Genomic DNA, 16,127 nt, shown 5'->3' with positions numbered 1-16,127 from the left:
CGCCAGGATTTGTGAGCTATATCGAAGGATGACGGGGACTTCGTCGCTATTTCTGATCGTTGCAGTCCCTTTCCTGGCGAGCCTGGCTGCTGTCTTCCTGCCATCCGATTCCCGTAACCCGGCTACCTGGCTGGCCGGCGGGACCACGCTTTTCTGCCTGGCTCTTGCAATCGCTTTCTACCCTTCCATCGCCGGCGGCGCCGTGGTGCGGCAGGAAATGGAGTGGATACCGAGCCTCGGGCTGAATCTGGTGCTGAGGATGGACGGCTTCGCCTGGCTGTTCGCCGTGCTGGTCAGCGGCATGGGCTTTCTCGTCGTCATCTACACACGCTACTACATCTCGCCGGACGATTCCGTGCGCAGGTTCTACCTGCTCTTCCTGGCGTTCATGGGATCGATGCTCGGGGTGGTCACTTCGGGCAACCTCATCCTGCTGGTCGTGTTCTGGGAACTGACCAGCATCTTCTCCTTCCTTCTGATCGGCTATTGGCACCAGAATCCGGCGGCGCGCGACGGCGCGCGAATGGCCTTGACGGTAACGGCAATCGGCGGCCTGGGGCTGCTCGCCGGCGTGCTTGTCATCGGTCATATCGTCGGCAGCTACGATCTCGACCGCGTGCTGCAATCGGGCGACCTGATCCGCTCGAGCGACCTCTATGTTCCGGCTCTCCTGCTGATCCTGCTCGGAGCCTTCACCAAGAGCGCGCAGTTCCCCTTCCATTTCTGGCTGCCCAATGCCATGGCCGCGCCGACGCCGGTGTCGGCCTATCTGCATTCGGCCACGATGGTGAAGGCAGGCGTGTTCCTGATGGCCAGACTGTGGCCGGTGCTGTCCGGTACGCCCGAATGGTTCACGATCGTCGGTCTCGCCGGCATGGCCTCCCTGGTGCTCGGCGCCTATCTCGCCATGTTCCAGCAGGACCTGAAGGGTCTGCTCGCCTACTCCACGATTAGCCATCTGGGCCTGATCACGCTGCTTCTCAGTCTCGGCAGTCCGCTGGGCGCGGTGGCGGCCATCTTCCACATGGTGAACCATGCGACTTTCAAAGCCTCACTCTTCATGGCCGCCGGCATCATCGACCACGAAACGGGCACGCGCGACCTGAGGCGGTTGAGCGGCCTGTTCCGCTACATGCCGATCACCGGCACCCTGGCAACGGTGGCCAGCGCCGCCATGGCCGGCGTGCCGCTGCTCAACGGCTTCCTCTCCAAGGAGATGTTCTTCGCCGAAGCGGTCGCCACGCATGCCGATTCCTGGGTGGACAGGATAGCTCCCTATGCGGCCGTGCTGGGCAGCGCCCTTGCCGTCACCTATTCGATGCGTCTGATCCATTCCATATTCATGGGCGCGCCGCCCGAAAACTTCCCGCGCGAACCGCACGAGCCGCCTTTCTGGATGCGCTTTCCGGTGTCCTTCCTGGTCTTTGCCTGCCTGGTCGTCGGTATCGTTCCGGGCCCGACCATCGGCCCCTACCTGCATGTCGCGGTCTCGTCCGTGCTCGGCGCGGAAACGCCGGAATACAGCCTTGCTATCTGGCACGGCTTCACCATACCTCTGGCCATGAGCGTGATCGCGCTGGTCGCGGGCACTTTGCTCTATCTGGCGATCGGAAATTATCTGGAGGCGTCGGAACGACCGTTCCTGATCGGCCGCCTCAATGGTCAGCGCATCTTCGAGCGCGTGCTGGTCACCGTCTCCTGGCGCTGGGCGCGCTTCTTGGAAAATGTCCTCGGCACGCGGCGGCTCCAGCCTCAGTTGCGGCTTCTGGTGTCCGTCGCATTCGCGGCCGCTTTCGTGCCGCTGTTCGTCGGAGGCTTCACTTTCGGACCAGTAGCCTCCTCTGCTCCCGACCTCGCTTTCGCCGGCCTGTGGGCGATCGGGGTCGCCTGCGCGTTCGGCGCCGCTCACCAGGCCAAATATCACCGGCTTGCGGCACTCGCGCTGCTCGGCGGCACCGGCCTCGTCACCTGCCTGACCTTCATGTGGCTCTCCGCGCCGGATCTCGCCACGACACAGCTTGTCGTCGAGATCGTGACGACGGTGTTGATCCTGCTCGGCCTGCGCTGGTTGCCGAAGCGCTCGCAGGCGTTGACGGAGCCGGTCGGCGCGATGGCGCGCTTACGCCGCATGCGCGACTTCGTCATGGCCGTGGTGGCCGGTATGGGCATGTCGGCCGTCGCCTATGCGGTCATGACCCGCACGCCGCCGGACAGCATCGGCAGCTTTTTCTTGGAAAAGGCCTACAGCGAAGGCGGCGGGCGCAATGTCGTCAACGTCATTCTCGTCGATTTCCGCGGCTTCGACACGCTGGGCGAAATCACGGTGCTCGGCATCGTGGCGCTCACCGTCTTTGCCCTGCTGCGCCGTTTCCGCCCGGCTCCCGACAGCATCGGACGGCCGGAGCAGCAGCGCATCCAGCATGCCCATGACGAGGCGGCACCGGACCGGGAGCCCGGGGCGACGGCCGCCGAATATCTTTTCGTGCCGGCGGTCATCATGCAGTGGATGTTCCCCGTGATCGTTGTGCTCGCGGCGTATCTTTTCCTGCGCGGTCACGATGCGCCGGGCGGAGGCTTTGCCGCCGGCGTGGCCATGGCTGCCGGCTTCATCCTGCAATATATGGCTGCCGGCACGGTCTGGGTGGAAGACAGGCTGCGCATCCTGCCGGTCAAATGGATCGGCGGCGGACTGCTCATCTCGCTTCTTACCGGTCTTGGGGCCTGGCTGTTCGGCAAGCCGTTCCTGACCTCGTATTTCCGCTACATCGACGTGCCTGTGATCGGAAAGGTGCCGACGGCGAGTGCGGCGCTGTTCGATCTCGGCGTGTTTTCGCTGGTGGTCGGGGCCACGGTGCTGGTGCTTATCGCGCTCGCTCACCAGTCGATCCGGCGGCTGCGCGCCGCGCGCATCGGGGAGCAGCCGTGATGGAACTGACGCTTGCCATTGCCATCGGAGCACTGACCGGGTCGGGCGTCTGGCTTCTGCTGCGGCCGCGCACCTATCAGGTCGTCATCGGCCTCTCCTTGCTTTCCTACGCGGTCAATCTGTTCATCTTCAGCATGGGCCGGCTGCGCGTCGGGGCGGCGCCGGTACTTGCCGGGAGCGGCGCGGTCAATGTGGCCGATTATGCCGACCCCGTGCCGCAGGCGCTGGTGCTGACCGCCATCGTCATCGGTTTCGCGACGACGGCCCTGTTCCTTGTCGTGCTGCTCGCGTCGCGGGGCCTGACCGGCAGCGACCATGTCGACGGGCGGGAGCCGCGCTGATGGACTGGACGCAGCATCTCCTGATCGTGCCGATCCTTCTGCCGCTGGCTGCCGGTGCGGTGCTGCTACTGGTCGATGAGCGGCGTCATTGGCTCAAGGCTTCGATCAATATCGGCGCGACCGTGCTCCTTCTCGTCGTCGCGCTGGCGCTGCTCAGGCTGGCCGACATGCAGCTGCCGGACGCCGAGGCGCTGACGCGCTCCTACGCACTCGGCGACTGGCCGGCGCCGTTCGGCATCGTGCTGGTGCTCGACCGGCTCTCCGCACTGCTGCTGTTGCTGACCTCGATCCTGGCGGTCGCTTCGCTCACCTTTTCGCTCGCCCGCTGGCACAGGGCAGGCCCTCATTTCCACACGCTGTTCCAGTTCCTGCTGATGGGGCTCGGCGGGGCGTTCCTTACCGGCGACCTGTTCAACCTGTTCGTGTTTTTCGAGGTGCTGCTCGCCGCCTCCTATGGTTTGTTGCTGCATGGCTCCGGCGTTTTCCGCGTGCGTGCGGGCCTGCACTACATCGCCGTCAACCTGGCGGCGTCGCTGCTGTTTCTGATCGGAGTCAGCCTGATCTACGGCGTCACCGGCACGCTCAACATGGCCGATCTTGCAGTAAGGCTGCCCGCCGTTGCGGCGGGAGACCGCACGCTGCTCCAGGCGGGTCTCGCCATCCTTGGCGTGGCGTTCCTCGTCAAGGCCGGCATGTGGCCGCTCTGTTTCTGGCTGCCCTCGGCCTATATGGCCGCCGCCGCGCCCGTCGCCGCGCTTTTCGCCATCCTCAGCAAGGTGGGGTTCTACGTTCTTCTGCGCCTCACTTTGCTGCTGTTCGGCAGCGAGGCCGGCGCGCTCACCGGCTTCGGTGGTCCCTTCCTGCTGTTCGGCGGCATGGCCACGATAGCCTTCGGAGCCATCGGTGTTCTGGCATCGCAGGCGATGGGCAGGCTTGCAGGCTATAGCCTGCTGGTTTCTTCCGGCACGCTGCTGGCTTCCGTCGGCATGGGCGACACGGCCGTGGTTTCAGGCGCGCTGTTCTACCTGGTCAGCTCCACGCTCACCATCGCGGCTCTCTTTCTGCTGATAGAACTGGTCGAACGAGCCCAGGAACCCGGAGCGGACCTGCTGACCGTGACCATGGAAGCCTATGGCGACGAGATCGATGACGAGGAGACGGAGGACGAAGAAGTCGGCGTCGCGCTGCCCGGCGCGCTCGCGATCATCGGCATATGTTTCGGCTGCATCGCCTTGCTGCTGGCCGGCCTGCCGCCGCTTTCGGGTTTCATCGGCAAGTTCGCGCTGCTGACAGCCATGTTGAATCTCGACGGGCTCGGCGTGGCGACGGAGATACCCGGCCGGACATGGGCGTTCGCGGCCCTGCTCATCCTGTCGGGCCTGGCGGCGCTTATTTCCATGATGCGCACCGGTATACGCACCTTCTGGGCGCCGCTGGAAGTCATCGTGCCGCGCGTCCGGGTGGTCGAGGCGGCGCCGATCGTGCTTCTGATCGGGCTCTGCCTGGCTTTGACGGTCGAAGGCGGCGCGGTGATGCGCTACACGGACGCGACGGCGCGCTCCATGCACCAACAGGACCGCTATATCGGCAAGGTGCTGCCGCAAGCGGACATCCGGGGCAGCGCGGCGGGGGCGGCGCCATGAGCCGCGTGTTCCCCTATCCGCTGTTCGCTTCATTCCTCGTCCTGATGTGGATGATGCTCAACAGCTTTTCGCCGGGCCATCTTCTGCTCGGCATCGTCGTCGCGCTGATTGCGTCGCGGGCGCTGGCGGCATTGCAGCCTTCGAAGCCAAGATTGCATCGATGGCGGCTTATCCCTCGGCTATGCGCTGTCGTGGCGCTCGACATAATGCAGTCGAACCTGGCGGTCGCCGGCGTGATATTGCAAGGGCGGCGGCGTGACCGTGTCGCCGGCTTCGTCGCGATTCCGCTTGCGCTCAGGGACCGAACGGCGCTGGCGCTGCTCGCCTGCATCGTGACCAGCACGCCGGGCACGGCGTGGATCGAGTATGATTCCATCTCCGGCATGCTGCTGATCCATGTGCTCGACCTGCGCGACGAGGCGGAATGGATCGACCTGATCAAGAACCGCTACGAAGCGATGCTGATGGAGATCTTCGAATGAGCGCCGCGATCCTGTCCTGGTCACTGTGCATCGCTCAGCTGATGATCGTGCTTGCGATGCTCTGCTACGTCTACCGGCTCATTCGCGGGCCGCGCGCGCAGGATCGCGTGCTCTGCCTCGACGCCATGTATGTCTGCGCGATGCTTCTGGCCTTGATATTCGGCATTCGCACAGGCAGCACCCTCTACTTCGAGATGGCGCTGGTGATCGCGATCGTCGGCTTTGTTTCGACCGTGGCGCTCGCCAAGTTCCTGATGCGTGGCGAGGTGATCGAATGAGCGAAGCCGCACAGTCGCTGCCCGCATGGGCGGCCATCGCGACCGCCGTTCTGGTGCTCGCCGGTGCCGGGCTGACCCTTGTCGGTGCCGTAGGCGCCTTGCGGCTCGGCTCCTTTTTCGAACGGATCCATGCGCCGACGCTCGGCACAAGTTGGGGCACAGGCGCCATATTGCTCGCTTCGATGGTTTTCTTCTCGGTGTCCGGCGCGCGCCTCGTGCTGCATGAACTGCTGATCGGCGTGTTCATCACCGTCACGACGCCGGTGACGCTGATGCTGCTTGCTCGCGCCGTTCTGTATCGAAGCCGCGCGGAAGGCGGCGATGACGTGCCGGCGCAGGCGGTTGTCTACCGCGGTCAACAGTCGGCTCGACAGGAGTAGGCGAAGAAGGCCCTGCGAGCGTGGTCCGCTCCGCTGATCCAGGTCCTGAAAAACACAACGCCCGCCGCGGGAGGAGGTGCGGCGGGCGTCGTATAGATCGGCCAGCTATCGGGAGGAGGAGATTGCCGGCCGTTTCCGTCGGGGTCTGGGAGGAGGAAGGCCCCGACGAATTCGATAAGCGCGATGTAAGGGATGGCGCGGCGGATTTCCATTGCCATTTCCGCATGGAAGCATTGCGTTTTGTGCAATGCAGCAATCCCAGGCGACATTGCATTGGCGGAACGGCCGAACGCGGCAGTGCTTCCGCTCTTGCCGGCTGCGGCTGTCGTCGAAGGAGCAGGCGGCAGCGCCTCCGGAAACTATGTCAAAATCATAGGCAATTCGGAAAACCCGCTTGCCGGATAGACGGCGATCGCCGGTGCCAGCCCGGGTGCCAATGCGATGTGCCGGGTCTGCTTCAGTAGTTCCTCCACAAGGACACGCAACTCCAGCCGGGCCAACTGCGCACCCGGGCAGACATGGAGGCCGCGGCCGTAGAGAAGGTTCTGCGCGGGGTCCCGATCGGCGCGGAATTCGTCGGGATCGCCGAACACTGCCTCATCGCGGTTCGCAGATGCCCACATCAGCGTGATGCGCTCGCCGGCGGCGATCCTGCGGCCGCCGATCTCCACCGGCCTGGTCGTCATGCGCCGGTTGGAGATGAGCGGCCCATGCATCCGCAATATCTCGTCGATCGCCGCGGGCAGCAGATCGGGCTCTTCCCGGAGCCGCTGCTGGAGCCCGGGATTTTCGGCGAGATAATGGGCCAGAATGCCGACGCAGGCGGTGATGGTGCCCAGTTCGCCGACTGTCCAGTTGCGCAGGATGCTTACAATCTCCTCGTGGTTCAGCGGCCGGTCGCCGATCCGTTCCTGCAAAAGACTTGTGGTAATGTCGTCGGGGGCGGCCGCACCGGCCTCGCGCCGCATTTCCAGCAACAGGCGGATATAGCCGTCGAATTCGAGCGCGATGGCCGCCATCGCGCAGCTGTTCCTGGCCAGCGTGGCCTCGTGGTTCTTGCGAACCCACCGAAGCAGCGGTTCGTGCAGGCTGTCCGGCCAGCCGAGAAAGGCGCACTGGATCTGCACGGCGAAGCGCTGCGCTAGTTGCGTCACCAGTTCGATCTCCACGCCTTTTTCAAGGCCGGACACGAGATTGACCGAGATCGTGCGGCAACGCGGCTCGAAGGCATCGACGCGCGCGGGATCGAAATGGCGCTCGATCAATTGCCGATAGGCCGTATGCCGGGGCGGATCCATGCCGTTCGGCACCGAAAGGTGGCTGGAGACCACGTTGCTGAAGGTCTGGTGATCATCCAGCGCCCGCACCAAGTCGTCGTGCCGGAACAGCGACCAGCCCAGGTAGTCGCTATAGGCCACCGGACAGCGGTCGCGCATCACGTCGTAAGCCGCGATCTGATTGGAAAGGACGTTGCCGGATCTGGGGTCCCAGTCCGGCTGCGGCTCGTCTGGCATCGGCCTCATGGAAACCCCTCTGGCAGTCCCTCTGTCGCGCGGCGGCAGGCATGGCATTTCAGCACACCGTGGCATGGCCCCCGCAAAGGGTCTTTGTGCGAGATCAAACGGAGCCGTCGCCGGCGTGTCGTCACTGATTGAGGAACAGTATGACCGCGATCGTGATCGTGGCGAGCATGACCGAAGCGACGCCCGGCCGGGAATAAAAGCTGTCCTGGCATGGTCTTGGATATGAAATGCAAATTCCAGGAGATGGGGTCCGGTCATGCGAAGAGTCCCCGCAGCCTCACCTTTCTTGCAACGGGGTTCTGTCGGCGCCACCGCTCGGGCCTGCGGACTTTACGTGCGGGCGTACTCTTTCGGCGCAGGATTGCTTGACACCGGTAACGGTCATGTCGTCATTTTTGCGAAATCAGGCAGCCGTGCCAGCTTCCTTGGCGCCGTCGCTGCCCAGGCGTGAACATGCCAAGCCTCCGACAGGGGCGCACGATGTCGCGATGTTGAGCGTGACGGCCCAGACAGAGCGGTTCAACCAGGTGGTTTTGCCGCATCTCGGCGACGCGCTTGCGTTGGCCCGCTGGCTGACGGGCAGTGCGGCCGACGCCGAGGACGTGGTCCAGGATGCCTGCATAAAGGCTTATGCCGGCATTTCCGGCTATGCCGGCGGCAATGCCCGGGCCTGGTTGCTGACCATTGTGCGCAACGCTTCCTATAGCTGGTTGGCGCGCAACCGCCCGCGTGGTGTCGTCGCCGTCGGCGACCTGAACGACCTCGACGATGTCAGCACCGCCCAGGGTGCCGGTCTACTGTCGAGCCCCAGCCAGGAAACCGATTTGATCGCCAAGGCGGACACGCAAGCGCTGGAAGCAGCGATTGCAGCACTGGCGGAGCCATTTCGCGAGACATTGGTTCTGCGGGACATCAACGGCCTGAGCTATCGAGAGATTTCCGCGATGCTCGACGTACCGATCGGCACGGTCATGTCGCGCCTGGCCAGAGCGCGCGCCCAGCTGACGGCCGATCTTGGGAGAGCGCAATGACAGAGCGCGACGCACTGCCCGAAGACAAGGCCGGCATGGCTTTGATGATCCATGCGCTCATCGACGGCGAACTCGACGCCGCGGCAGCGCTGGCGGTAGAGCGGCGGATCGCCGCCGATCCGGAACTGGCGGCCGAGCACGCCCGCATCGTGAGGCTTCGCGCCGCCATGGCGAAGCTGCCAAGGCCTGAGGTCAGCGACGCTTTCCTGGAACGCATCGCAGCGATCGGCGCGCTCGGGGAGGAAGATGCAGAACGGGTAGAAATTCCGCCTTTCACCCGCCGATCGGAACGCCCTTCATCGCGTGCGAAAACGACGCGCGTTCGAACCGGCTGGCCGGTCAGGGGTTTCAGATCGTTCGATTGGCGCGCCATGGCCGCTTCGATCGTGGTCACCGCCGTTCTGGCGAGCGGCGCGACGCAATGGGTGATGACCAGCGCCAGTCTGGACAATGTCGCCGTGGCGGTGGCGAACGGTCACCGCAGAAGCCTGCTGGCAACGAGCCCGGTGGATGTCGTCTCGTCGGATCGGCATACGGTGAAACCTTGGCTGGACGCGCGCCTTGGCGTTTCGCCCCCGGCTCCCGACCTTGCGAAGGACGGATTTGCACTCGTCGGCGGGAGAGTCGAGGTGCTGGCCGGAAAGCCGGTTCCGGTACTCGTCTACCGCCATAACGAGCACCTGATAACACTTGTGGCCGAGCCACGAAGTGGCGGTGCCGCGAGTAATCCCGCCGACCTTTCGGCGGGCGGTTTTTCGTTGGTCAGATGGAGCGATCCCGCCTTCAGCTATTGGGCTGCCTCGGACATGGAGCGGCCGGAGCTCGACAGCTTCGTTGCCCGTTTTCGCGCCGTAGTCACATCGATGTGATATTCATGAATTTCCAACGTCCTCAGGAATAAATCGGATCCATCCAAGGTCTTTTGAGTAGCCGGTTCGTCAGGCCGGCACAATCGAAGCTCAAAGGATCAAGAAAATGACCAGAATATCCCTTTCCGTCGCCGCGCTATTTATTGCAACCGCAAGTGCATTTGCCGGGAGCGACCACTTCGATCCCGGTCTCATTTCGCAGCCGGCAGCAGCAGTCGACAGTTCAGTGACCGCGTCCATCCATAAACGGGTCTCCGCCACGCACAGGCAGGTCGATACCGGGCTGAAGACCGGGGCCGTCGCCGCGCCATCGACGATGCAGGATCCCGCGGATTACGGCCAGGGCATATGGGGGCAGTGAGGCGTGCCAGCCTACGCGTTTTGCAACCAGCTGCTCGCCATTCGTCCAAGGTTTCTGTCAAGGACGGGAATAAATCCGGCCGTCTCGCAGTTAACCATCTGCGGTGGACAGCCGTGGTGCGAGCAGCCGCATCGAAAAAGAGAGATCACCATGTTCAACATGACACGTCGCACGGTGCTTGGAACCGCTCTCGCTGCAACCGCTTTCGGCCTTGCCGGAAAACTCGAACTCGTTTCGCCGGCCCAGGCCGCGACCCCGGTCGAGCCGGCCGTCGGCTTCCATCGGTACAAGGTAGGATCGATCGAGGTCACCGCCATCTATGACGGCATCTGGCGCAAGCCGCACGATCCCGCGTTTATCGCCAATGCTTCGGTCGATGAGACGAAGTCCGCTCTGGCCAAAGCGGGCCTGCCGACCGAGTTCATGCCCATACCGCTCACGGTCGTGGTCCTGAAGATCAATGACCGGCTGGTCATGATGGATGCAGGCTCGGGCGTCGGCCAGTGGCAGGCGAACGCGACCCATCTTCCGGCCAACATGGCGGCCGCCGGCATCGACTACAAGGCGATCGATACGATCATGATCTCGCACTTCCATCCGGACCATGTTTGGGGCCTGATGGAAAAGGCAACAAGCGCACCGGTGTTCCCGAACACCGAACTGATCGTCAATTCCGCCGAATATGACTGGTGGACCGAGCCGAGCCGGCTGGACAAGCTTCCTGCCGGCCGCAAGCCGGCCGGGAAGCGCATCGCCGACAATTTCCCGAAATGGAAGAACTGGCGATTGGTAGAGGACGGAACCGAGGTTGTGCCCGGCGTCCGCCTGGTTGCCGCACCCGGCCATACGCCTGGACATTCGGTCTATCTCATCGACGCGGGAAGCGAGCAGTTCATGGTTTCGGCCGACACCATGTATGTGCCGGCCCTGCTCGCGCCCCATCCCGAGTGGCAAGGCAGCTACGACCAGGACGGTTCCGCTGCGGTCGCGACGCGCCGCAGGCTGATCGACCGTGTGATAGCCGACAACATCAGAATCTGCGGTTCGCATTTCCCCTTCCCGGGCACAGGCACGTTCGTGAAGGACGGCAATGCCTATGGCTTCATGCCGACCGCTCAGAGCTAAGTGGAGGACTGAAAAATGAAACAGATGATGACCGGACTGCGTGGAACCATCGGAGCTCTCGCGCTTCTCGCGGCAAGCTCCGTGGCGGCCTCCGTGCCTGCCTATGCCGTCGACAACATGGATTCGGCGGACGCTCCCGACCTGACCGCGATCAGAGCGAAGATCGACGCGAAGGACTACAAGGGCGCCCTGGCCGATCTGCGAGACCTGGCGCAGGATGTTCAGCAGCCGGACGTCTACAACCTGCTTGGTTTCACGCTGCGCAAGACCGGAGATTTCCAGACCTCCCTGACCTACTACAACAAGGCGCTGGAACTCAGACCGGATTTCAAGGCCGCGCGCGAATATCTCGGCGAGCTCTATGTCGAAACCGGAAACATCGACAAGGCCAACGAACAACTGGCTTCGCTGCAGAAACTCTGCCCCGGCGGCTGCGATGAGCTCAAGGATCTGCAGGAGGCGATCGCGACAAAGACGACCAAGTGACGACGAGGCAGGCGCTTTGCCTGCCTCATCCGTTCAGGCCTTCATCTGTCCAGACAAGGAGCCGATCGTGACTACGATACCAACCGCGTCGACGATCCGGCCGGCTGATTTCATGCTGCTGGCGGGCCGCCTGCTGCTCGCACTGATCTTCGTCCATGAGGGATCGACCTTGGCGTTTCATTTCGGCGGCACGATCAAGGCCATGGCGCAGTCGGGCATCGGCCTTCCTCTGACCGTGGCCGTCATCGCGCTTCAGATCGGAGCAGGATTTGCGGTCGCGATCGGATTGCTGACGCGGCTGAGCGCCGTCGGGCTCGGACTTTTCTGCATGGCAACGGCGATGCTGTTTCACGCCAATTTCTCGATCCAGAACGAATTGCTGCACTTCGAAAAGGACCTTGCGATCGCTGGCGGCATGTTCGTTCTGGCCGCCGCGGGCGCAGGATCGCTGTCGTGTGACTACCGGCTGCGCAAAACTCCGGTTTCAGGGTTGCTCGGCTATCGTCGCTTTCCCTGAGTGAAGGCCCCGGTCTGGTTTTTGCCCAATGCCTGGAAACTGAGCCGCGAAGATGTGCAGAGGTCCGCTTGCTGCGGCGCGTCTCGCAAGCGGGATTTCTAGAAGAGACCTGGTTGCAGGGGAGAAGCGGCGGTCAGCCCGCCATCGAAGACGAAACACTGGCCGGTTGCAAATGAGGCCTGGTCGGAGACCAGCCATGCAACCGCGTTGGCAATGTCGTCCGGCTCGCCGAGCCTGCCGACCGCATGCCGTGCGATGGCGTCTTCCCTGGCCCGCTCGGGATCGCGTGCCAGCGCGAAACCGTCCGATGCCATGGCCGTCATGATCCAGCCGGGGCTGACGGCATTGCAGCGCACCCGCGGTCCGTGGTCGATGGCGATCGATCGGGTCAGCCCGTGCACAAACGCTTTGGAGGCGTTGTAGACGGCCATCCTGGGATCGGAGACGTTGCCGGAAATCGACCCGATATTGACGATGCTGCCACCTGATTCCGTCATCAAGGGCAGAACTTCGCGGCACATATTGAAGGTACCCCTGCAATTGACGCCCATGACCAGATCCCAGTCGTCATCGCTGGTTTCCATGACCGTCTTTTCAAGCTGGATGCCGGCATTGTTGACGAGAATGGCCGGAGTGCCGAAATGTTCGCGGGTGGTCCCGACGATCGTGGCGGCCCCATCGCGGCTGGCGATGTCCGCCTGAACCCAGGCGACGGAAGCCGGCAGGTCGGAAGGACGGCCGTTGCGGCCACAGGTCAGGACATGTGCGCCGTCGGCCGACAATCGTCTGACAATCGCACGGCCGATGCCGCGCCCGCCGCCCGTCACGATGGCGACCTTGCCGGCCAAACTTCCGCGCTTCGGCTCCATGTCGCCGCCTTCTGAAAACTTATGCTGCAAGGAAAGAGATCGAAGCGGTCATCGTCGATCGGGCTCCGTCAAACGCCGAGCTGGAACATTCAAACCGCTTCGATTTTGATGTCCTTGCCGCGAATGCTCGCTTGGGTAAGCCGGTCGGCCAGGATCGCCAGGAACGCAATCGCCAGGCCTGCCATGATCCCCAGGCCCGCATCTGCCTTGCCGAGTGCGATGTAGACCTGTTGGCCGAGATCGCGGGTGCCGACAAGTGCTGCAATCGCCAGCATCGACAGCGCGGCCATGATGGTCTGGTTGACGCCCAGCATGATGACAGGAAGCGCAAGCGGAAACTTCGCCTGACCCAGGAGTTGCGTCGGCGTTGCTCCCATTTGCCGCACCGCTTCGACCACGTCTTCGCGGACGTGGCGAAGCCCGTGCTCGACATAGCGGATGGGCGGCACGATCGCGTAAAGCATGATGGCGATCATCGCCGTGAACTCGCCGACCTTGAAGAACATCAAAGCGGGGATGAGAAACACGAATTGCGGCATCGTCTGCAGCGCGTCGCACACTGGCCGCAGGAAGCGCGAGACGCTCTCGTTATGCGCTGCCCATATGCCCAGGAGCCCGCCGATGACGAGACACAGAAGAACCGCCAGCGCGGTCAGATAGAGCGACTGGCAGAGGGGAACCCACAAGCCCGACAACAGGATCAGGACGAAGCCGACCAAGGTAAAACAGGCAAGCTTCAGTCCCGAAAGCCTGTATGCCAACAGCACCATGCCGATAATGAACGCCGGCCAGGGAAAGCCGCCGACGCCGGTAAACAGCAATATTCCCGCCATGATGGAAGCTACTGCGGCGCGCCAGCCGAAGCGGTTCATCGCCAAGGTGGCGATCGCGAGGACCAGGACGACATAGGCCGCAATCCATGTCGGCGTCAGTTGGACGCCCCACACGACAGGTGTCGCCGAGCCGGAAATGCCGAGCCTCAGGGGCAGAAGCAGGCTGTAGAGCACGGCGTTGCGGATGCCGTTGAAGAACCAGGCATAGTCGCGAACGATGCCCACCAGCCAGACGTTGATAACCCCCACCTGCTGGCGCAGTCCGGTCGAAGGCACCGACAGCATGTTCGGCAAGATCATTTCGATGGCGACGGCGGCCGCCAGGGCAACCACGACGATCAGTGCGAAACGCTGCCAGGTCATCCACACCATCGCAGGGGTCTCGCCGGTCGGGCGGCGCTTCGCGAAGCCGATTGTCAGACGATCGATCAGAATGGCCAGGAGCGCGATGACCAGGCCGGAAAGGATGCTCTGGCCGAATTCGGCCTTGCGCATCGAGGACAGGACTTCCCAGCCGATATCCTCGAAGCCGCCGATGATCGCCGCGACGATGACCATGGAAAGGGCAGCCATGGTCGTCTGGTTGAAGCCGACAAGGATCTGCGGGAATGCCGTCGGCACCTCGACATGCCAGAATTGCTGTCGGCGTGTGCAACCGCCCATCAGCCCGGACTCGCGAATGTCGCCAGGCACGCGATCGAGGCCGAGCATGGTGTTGCGCACCATCGGCGGGGTCGCGTAGATCGCGCTTGCGATAAGGCCGACCACCGGGCCGAAGCCGAACAGAAGCAGCAGCGGTATCAGATAGGCGAAAGCCGGCACGGTCTGCATCAGGTCCAGCAAGGCCAGGAGCGCCGGCCGGAACTTTGGCAAGCGGTGGCCGAGCACGCCGAGAACGAAACCGAAGCAGACCGCAATTGGGACCGCCAGGAGCACGAGGGAGAGCGTGTTCATGCTTTGCGGCCAGTAGCCGGCGATGAGCAGGTAGCCCAGCGCGATGATCGCAAAGAGGGCGAGCCGTACCCCGCCTGACTTCAACGACAAGGCGGCGACGATGATCATGGTCACCGGCCAGGGCAACCAGGCAAGCCCGGCCTGCATTCCACGCATGGGAGCGTCGAGCAGCGCCGAGATGCTCCGGAACAATGGTTGGATCGCGTGGATGACGGCGTCGCTGACGACGTTGATCCACGCAACGATCGGCAACTGCCACGCCACGGGGAAATTGACCAGCCATGGCAGGCTGCCCTTGAGCCCGATACAGGCAAGAACCAGAGCGATCACAGCGCCCCATGCGGCCGGGCCTGGTTCGACCCGCACGCTGTGCCGGTAGTCCTGGACGTTTCCTAAGGCGGTCATGGAGCCTGCCTGCGCATATCCCGTTCAAGTACGGCGAGGACATCGGCCGCCAGGAGCATGTGTGGCGGACCGTCCGCCCGCAGAACCCTGAACGCCTTCGTGCCACCGGCGATGCTTGGGATCAGCGTCTCGATGTTGGCTTCGGCGGCAATGCTTTGATCGATGTTCATCTCCCCTGCCGGCTTTGCCAGATCGCCGGCCTTGATCACGCGCAGCAGCGGTATCTCCTCGGTGAACTGCGCGACGTAGTCGTCGGCCGGATTGAGCACGATGTCCGCCGGCCGGCCGATCTGGACGATCTTGCCGGCCCGCATGATCGCCAGCCGGTCGGCGAGGCGGAAGGCTTCGCCGATGTCGTGCGTAATGAAGATGATGGTCTTCTTCAGCATTTTCTGAAGTCGCAGGAACTCGTCCTGCATCTGCCTGCGGATCAGCGGGTCGAGGGCGGAGAAGGGTTCGTCGAGGAACCAGAGTTCCGGCCCCACGGCGAGCGAGCGAGCGATGCCCACCCGTTGCTGCTGGCCGCCGGAGAGCTGACTCGGCAGCGATTTCTCGCGGCCGTTCAACCCGACCAGCGCAATCATCTCACGCGCCCGCTCCTCGCGCTCCTTTTGTCCCTTGTGTTGGATCTTCAGGGGAAAGGCGACGTTTTCGAGCACCGTGAGATGTGGAAGCAGCCCGAAATTCTGGAACACCATCCCCATGTCGTGCCGCCGGATCTGGATCAGCTCCTTGGCCGACGCCTTGAGCAGGTTCCTGCCGTTCAGGAGGATCTCGCCGGCGCTCGGCTCTACCAATCGCGACAGGCAGCGCACCAGCGTCGATTTGCCGGACCCGGAGAGACCCATGATGACGAAGATCTCGCCGGTCGCCACCTCGAAGCTGGCGTCCACCACCGCCGGCAGATGCGCTTCCGCACGCATGCGTTCGGAAAGCGCATCCGCATCGATCACATAGCCGCGCGAGTCGAAATAGTAGTCGGGACGCTGGCCATAGACCTTCCACACATTGCGGCAGGCGAGCTTGATGGGTCTCGCTTCTGCGGCGACAATGGGCCCGTGTGTTTCAATAAGAGTATCCAAGAGACGCAAGCTCCAGACGACT

16 protein-coding genes are annotated in these 16,127 nt (G+C 63.4%); 12 read left to right on the top strand and 4 right to left on the bottom strand.

Annotation, left to right across the window (positions count from 1 at the left end; genetic code table 11):
• Positions 1-28: 28 nt before the first annotated feature.
• Genes QU595_RS28090 through mnhG form a run of 6 tightly spaced genes read left to right on the top strand, consistent with a single transcriptional unit; the run spans position 29 to position 6,050 of the window.
• Positions 29-2,926 (top strand): monovalent cation/H+ antiporter subunit A, encoded by a 2,898-nt coding sequence (locus QU595_RS28090; protein ID WP_315928257.1) that lies wholly within the window; start codon positions 29-31, stop codon positions 2,924-2,926.
• Positions 2,926-3,267, top strand: coding sequence for a Na+/H+ antiporter subunit C (locus tag QU595_RS28085; protein WP_315928255.1), 342 nt, complete (start codon positions 2,926-2,928; stop codon positions 3,265-3,267). The genes QU595_RS28090 and QU595_RS28085 overlap by 1 nt, the downstream gene beginning before the upstream one ends.
• Positions 3,267-4,910: a monovalent cation/H+ antiporter subunit D gene (locus tag QU595_RS28080; RefSeq protein WP_315928253.1), complete on the top strand. Its 1,644-nt coding sequence runs from the start codon at positions 3,267-3,269 to the stop codon at positions 4,908-4,910. Before QU595_RS28085 ends, QU595_RS28080 begins: the two co-directional genes overlap by 1 nt.
• Positions 4,907-5,392, top strand: coding sequence for a Na+/H+ antiporter subunit E (locus QU595_RS28075; RefSeq protein ID WP_315928251.1), 486 nt, complete (start codon positions 4,907-4,909; stop codon positions 5,390-5,392). The genes QU595_RS28080 and QU595_RS28075 overlap by 4 nt, the downstream gene beginning before the upstream one ends.
• Positions 5,389-5,670, top strand: a complete 282-nt coding sequence (locus QU595_RS28070; protein ID WP_315928249.1) for a K+/H+ antiporter subunit F — start codon at positions 5,389-5,391, stop codon at positions 5,668-5,670. The genes QU595_RS28075 and QU595_RS28070 overlap by 4 nt, the downstream gene beginning before the upstream one ends.
• Complete coding sequence (mnhG, locus tag QU595_RS28065) at positions 5,667-6,050, top strand: monovalent cation/H(+) antiporter subunit G (protein WP_315928247.1); 384 nt, start codon at positions 5,667-5,669, stop codon at positions 6,048-6,050. Before QU595_RS28070 ends, mnhG begins: the two co-directional genes overlap by 4 nt.
• 359 nt (positions 6,051-6,409) lie before the next feature.
• On the opposite strand, the gene QU595_RS28060 is transcribed toward mnhG, so the two are convergent.
• A complete protein-coding gene (locus QU595_RS28060) occupies positions 6,410-7,573 on the bottom strand; it encodes a cytochrome P450 (protein ID WP_315928245.1) in 1,164 nt (387 codons plus the stop codon).
• Positions 7,574-8,061: 488 nt separating this feature from the next.
• Here QU595_RS28060 and QU595_RS28055 point away from each other — a divergent pair, with 488 nt between their 5' ends.
• From QU595_RS28055 to QU595_RS28030, 6 genes are all read left to right on the top strand, one after another.
• Positions 8,062-8,604, top strand: coding sequence for a sigma-70 family RNA polymerase sigma factor (locus QU595_RS28055; RefSeq protein WP_315928341.1), 543 nt, complete (start codon positions 8,062-8,064; stop codon positions 8,602-8,604).
• A complete protein-coding gene (locus QU595_RS28050; protein ID WP_315928243.1) occupies positions 8,601-9,473 on the top strand; it encodes an anti-sigma factor in 873 nt (290 codons plus the stop codon). Before QU595_RS28055 ends, QU595_RS28050 begins: the two co-directional genes overlap by 4 nt.
• A 106-nt stretch (positions 9,474-9,579) precedes the next feature.
• The gene (locus QU595_RS28045; RefSeq protein ID WP_315928241.1) at positions 9,580-9,834 is read left to right on the top strand and encodes a DUF680 domain-containing protein; all 255 of its coding nucleotides are present in this window, start codon (positions 9,580-9,582) and stop codon (positions 9,832-9,834) included.
• A 150-nt stretch (positions 9,835-9,984) separates the two neighbouring features.
• A complete protein-coding gene (locus QU595_RS28040) occupies positions 9,985-10,959 on the top strand; it encodes an MBL fold metallo-hydrolase (RefSeq protein ID WP_315928239.1) in 975 nt (324 codons plus the stop codon).
• Between the two features lie 15 nt (positions 10,960-10,974).
• On the top strand, positions 10,975-11,445 hold the full coding sequence (locus QU595_RS28035) for a tetratricopeptide repeat protein (protein WP_315928237.1): 471 nt from the start codon (positions 10,975-10,977) through the stop codon (positions 11,443-11,445).
• Between the two features lie 67 nt (positions 11,446-11,512).
• Complete coding sequence (locus QU595_RS28030; protein ID WP_315928235.1) at positions 11,513-11,962, top strand: DoxX family protein; 450 nt, start codon at positions 11,513-11,515, stop codon at positions 11,960-11,962.
• A 98-nt stretch (positions 11,963-12,060) separates the two neighbouring features.
• On the opposite strand, the gene QU595_RS28025 is transcribed toward QU595_RS28030, so the two are convergent.
• The 3 genes from QU595_RS28025 to QU595_RS28015 form a co-directional block, all read right to left on the bottom strand.
• Complete coding sequence (locus QU595_RS28025; RefSeq protein ID WP_315928233.1) at positions 12,061-12,831, bottom strand: SDR family oxidoreductase; 771 nt, start codon at positions 12,829-12,831, stop codon at positions 12,061-12,063.
• 89 nt (positions 12,832-12,920) lie between these two features.
• Entirely contained in the window at positions 12,921-15,023 is a 2,103-nt protein-coding gene (locus QU595_RS28020) for an ABC transporter permease (protein ID WP_315928231.1), read from the bottom strand.
• On the bottom strand, positions 15,020-16,105 hold the full coding sequence (locus QU595_RS28015; protein WP_315928229.1) for a betaine/proline/choline family ABC transporter ATP-binding protein: 1,086 nt from the start codon (positions 16,103-16,105) through the stop codon (positions 15,020-15,022). Before QU595_RS28015 ends, QU595_RS28020 begins: the two co-directional genes overlap by 4 nt.
• Positions 16,106-16,127 lie beyond the last annotated feature (22 nt).

It is taken from the genome of Mesorhizobium sp. SP-1A, assembly GCF_032460275.1.
Lineage (GTDB): Bacteria > Pseudomonadota > Alphaproteobacteria > Rhizobiales > Rhizobiaceae > Mesorhizobium.
Note: the sequence above shows the minus strand (reverse complement) of the source record. Positions and strands in the feature narration are given on the sequence as shown.

Excerpts from the sequence above, each read along its gene's own strand:
- QU595_RS28090 (WP_315928257.1), top strand. The coding sequence starts at position 29 with ATGACGGGGACTTCGTCGCTATTTCTGATCGTTGCAGTCCCTTTCCTG.
- QU595_RS28085 (WP_315928255.1), top strand. The coding sequence starts at position 2,926 with ATGGAACTGACGCTTGCCATTGCCATCGGAGCACTGACCGGGTCGGGC.
- QU595_RS28080 (WP_315928253.1), top strand. The coding sequence starts at position 3,267 with ATGGACTGGACGCAGCATCTCCTGATCGTGCCGATCCTTCTGCCGCTG.
- QU595_RS28075 (WP_315928251.1), top strand. The coding sequence starts at position 4,907 with ATGAGCCGCGTGTTCCCCTATCCGCTGTTCGCTTCATTCCTCGTCCTG.
- QU595_RS28070 (WP_315928249.1), top strand. The coding sequence starts at position 5,389 with ATGAGCGCCGCGATCCTGTCCTGGTCACTGTGCATCGCTCAGCTGATG.
- mnhG (WP_315928247.1), top strand. The coding sequence starts at position 5,667 with ATGAGCGAAGCCGCACAGTCGCTGCCCGCATGGGCGGCCATCGCGACC.
- QU595_RS28060 (WP_315928245.1), bottom strand. The coding sequence starts at position 7,573 with ATGAGGCCGATGCCAGACGAGCCGCAGCCGGACTGGGACCCCAGATCC.
- QU595_RS28055 (WP_315928341.1), top strand. The coding sequence starts at position 8,062 with ATGTTGAGCGTGACGGCCCAGACAGAGCGGTTCAACCAGGTGGTTTTG.
- QU595_RS28050 (WP_315928243.1), top strand. The coding sequence starts at position 8,601 with ATGACAGAGCGCGACGCACTGCCCGAAGACAAGGCCGGCATGGCTTTG.
- QU595_RS28045 (WP_315928241.1), top strand. The coding sequence starts at position 9,580 with ATGACCAGAATATCCCTTTCCGTCGCCGCGCTATTTATTGCAACCGCA.
- QU595_RS28040 (WP_315928239.1), top strand. The coding sequence starts at position 9,985 with ATGTTCAACATGACACGTCGCACGGTGCTTGGAACCGCTCTCGCTGCA.
- QU595_RS28035 (WP_315928237.1), top strand. The coding sequence starts at position 10,975 with ATGAAACAGATGATGACCGGACTGCGTGGAACCATCGGAGCTCTCGCG.
- QU595_RS28025 (WP_315928233.1), bottom strand. The coding sequence starts at position 12,831 with ATGGAGCCGAAGCGCGGAAGTTTGGCCGGCAAGGTCGCCATCGTGACG.
- QU595_RS28020 (WP_315928231.1), bottom strand. The coding sequence starts at position 15,023 with ATGACCGCCTTAGGAAACGTCCAGGACTACCGGCACAGCGTGCGGGTC.